At 48.4% G+C, this 3,485-nt stretch carries 1 protein-coding gene; it reads right to left on the bottom strand.

Annotated elements, in window-relative coordinates; all coding sequences use genetic code 11:
• Positions 1 to 3,485 (bottom strand): hypothetical protein (locus VN105_RS04775; protein ID WP_325638452.1); only part of this gene is annotated, 3,485 nt, incomplete at both ends.

Genomic DNA, 3,485 nt, shown 5'->3' with positions numbered 1-3,485 from the left:
ACCGTTACGGAAGTTTTGGGATCATGAATGTCAACGATAGTCACAGCAGCGGAAGCCGGTGAAAAAGTCCATGTACCTTGCGCGCCCAGCTCCGTAGGAGCAGTGGCATCCATGGTGAAGGTGGTTTGCTCACACTCCATTTTGTTGGTACCTGCATCCTGCATGGCAGGCTTGAGCAGGCTGGTGATCAGCACCGTATCCACATCGTCTGCCGCGCATTCGGAATTGGCGATCTTCCACATCAGCTGCACGGCTGTATTGGCCGGCACGGTCACGTCGGTTGCGGGATCGTTCTTATTTACAAAGGTCACCGCAGCGGTAGCCGGAAGGAAGGTCCAGGTACCTTGTGCGCCCAGCTCAGTAGGAGCGGTGGCGTTCAGTGTAAACGTAGTTTTATCACACTCCATCTGATCAGTACCCGCACTGCGCATAACCGGCTTCTTATAATTGGTAATAAATACCGTATCGCTGGAAGTCAGACATGGCCCGTTGGAGATTGTCCATACCAGCGTAGCTGTATCTCCCACAGGTACTTTTACGGTAGCATTCCTTTGTGTTGGATTGGTGATAGTCACCCGTGGATTAAGTGATGTCCATGCAGTTGTTGCACCTGTAACACCGGGATCATTACCATTCAACTGGAAATCGGTGTTGCGTTCACACTCTGTCTGATCAGTGCTGGCATTTGCCTTATTAGGTTGCGCAAACACCCGCACCGTTACACTTGCACAGTCCGTATTCCCGCACGGACCTGTAGTTTCTGCACGCACAAAATAAGTAGTAGTAGCCGTTACATTATTAAACACTACTTCTGCACCATTATTAATAGAAGACGCAGGAGTAACCGCTATGCTTCCGGGAGAGCCGGGGCAGGCGCCTGTATACCATTTCCATTTATGGGAATTGCCAAGGGAATCGGTTCCCAGTGAACCACCTGTTACTTTTAAGGTAACGTTACTGCTAACACAGATACTGTCTATGCTGGCATCGATGCCGGTAGGAGTGGTCGACGGTTTTTCCACTGAAAGGGAGAACGGTACGGTAATGCTACATCCGTGGAGCGTATCTTCCTGTGCAGTGATTACAAAGTCATAACTACCCGCAGCTGTATTGGCGGGTAACTTCACGCTAAAAGTACCGGTAGCGCTGTTAGACGGCCATGCTTTCGACACTTTTACAAACCCGTTCATCTGCCTGGTACTGGCTACATCCAGTACATACTTCGTTAAGGATCCCGGTATTACATTGCTGTAAGTTACGGTAAAGGAGTCCACATCGTTACAAACTGCGGCAGCAGTAACATTCAATGTTGGCTTATCCTTAATGGTAAGTTTAACGGTAGTAGCATTCGGGCCGGGACAAACCCCGTTGGAAATAGTCCATGTAAGCAGGAACGACTTCGGCCTTGCATTGCTGATCACGGTAGCAATGGCGTTGTAAGCGGTGTCGTAATTAATACTTATATCAGACGATGTGGTGCCTGGTTCCAATGTCCATTTCCCGGTTTCCCCGGCGCCCGGCTTACTGGCGGTTAGCTGGAAGTCCTTCAAACCACATTGTATCTGATCCAGGCCGGCAACGCTTGGTGTAAGCGGTTTGGTATTGATGAGTGTTACCCGGTTGGTATCAGTACACGCCGCCATCGCTTTGTTGGTGATGACCCAGAAGAGATGCAGGGTATCGCCGGCAGGAACCTTCGTTACGCTGGTAGTGGGGCTGGTGGCATTGGTAATGACCGCGCCGTTACCAGAACCGTCAAACAGCCATTTACCTTGCTGGTCGGCCGGGAGCGGGCTTCTTATAATATTAAAGGTAGAGATGTTACACTGCCTGTAAGTAGTATCGGCATCCGCTTGAGGCAGGGACCTTACTTTCACTTCAAAGGTATCAAGCACCACACAGGCTTTGTTGGTCACTACTACGTTATAGGCTTTGGTACCGGTATCGGCCGGAACATGCGAAATGGTAAGTACTTTGCCTTTGAGGGAATCCGGTCCGTATTGCCATTTCCAGTTTAAGCTATCGGCAGGAGCGCCCGTGATGGCGAGGTTCAGATCAATCTGCCCGCCAAGACAAATTGCAGCCGGCCCGCCTGTAATAGCAGTCACCGGCTTTTTATCTACAATTACCCGCGCAAATCCACTGTCCTTACACTGCCGGGGTTCATTTTTTACAGAGTTCCAGCCGTAATCGGCAATCCCGATGGCCCAGTAGTCCTTAGTGCTGTCGGGGAATACCGTCATTTTGGGACCGATGTATACCGGGTCCACCTTCCATTCATAGGTGCTGTATCCTCCGTCGGCCGTGAGATCCACGCTTTCCCCAATACAGATCCTGCCCGAGGAAATAGTTACCTTGGGTTTGGGAAGAATGGTGATTTTAGTGTATTTAGATGGGGAAGCACAGTTGCTTTCATTCCCCGTTTCAAGAATATTTACCCGGTAATATTTATGTACCACCTGGTTGGGATCGCCCTTTAGCGCACCTTCGGCAAACGTAAGTGTATTGGTGGTGTCGCCTGAAATGCCATTGCCATTGGTAACAGGGAACCATTCTGCCGGGTTGTTTTCATTTCCTGTATTACTGTAAAACCATTGATATTTCGGCTTCTTAAAATAATCCTGGTTCGGGTCGTGAGTACCATCCGGCAAATGGCCATCCGGACTGTACAGCGCTTTAATAGTTACAGGTGCTCCCTCGCAAAGGGAATCAGCTCTTAATTCTGTATCAATCTGACCATCAATAAATGAATAAATATCCGGGCTGCAATAGTTAAACTTGATATCATCTATCGCAATATCGTTTCCGCAATCACCAAGACGGTCGTTCACAATTTCCAGTGTCACGGAAGTTACGCCTCCGGGTGTTTTAAAGCTGCCGCCGTATTGCTGCCATGCCGGCGATTCCAGGTGCATGGATACATCATAGGTTTTAAACCTGGCAAGCGTATCCCAGAGAGCCTTATTGGTGCTTCCCTTTTTGTTAATGATAAGAAAGGTAACGCCGGCATAGTGGTAACCATCATTGTTACCCCATGCGCAGTTGTAGTTAAATACATTATAGCTGTTTACGTTCAGGAACCAGGCACTGAAATTATAGGAGGAGCCAGGGCATACCGTTACGTTGTCTTTAGTATAAAATGATTTTTTGTTGATAGAAGAGTTGGCGATCAGCATACCGCCTACAGAATCGACGGTACTACCCGTATGATCCGTTGAATATACCCACTCACCCCTGATTTGCGTATGCCAGAAAATGTTATAGCTGTCATCTTTAAAATCAGCGCCGTTAAGTGGCATGGCTACATAGTTATACCCGGTAACCGCCGCATTGGATTTGCTTTGGGTGGCATTCTTTTTAAACCTGCCAAAGTCTTCCAGGAAGTCGCTGTTACTGGTCGTATTCCCCAGGCAGGGTTGAATAGTACAGTCTTTTACGTAAATGGACTTTGTAATAGGGTAAGTATTTTTTCCCCTGTACAAAAC

This window comes from Chitinophaga sp., assembly GCF_035564935.1.
Lineage (GTDB): Bacteria > Bacteroidota > Bacteroidia > Chitinophagales > Chitinophagaceae > Chitinophaga.
This window is presented reverse-complemented; position numbering and strand designations above follow the sequence as displayed.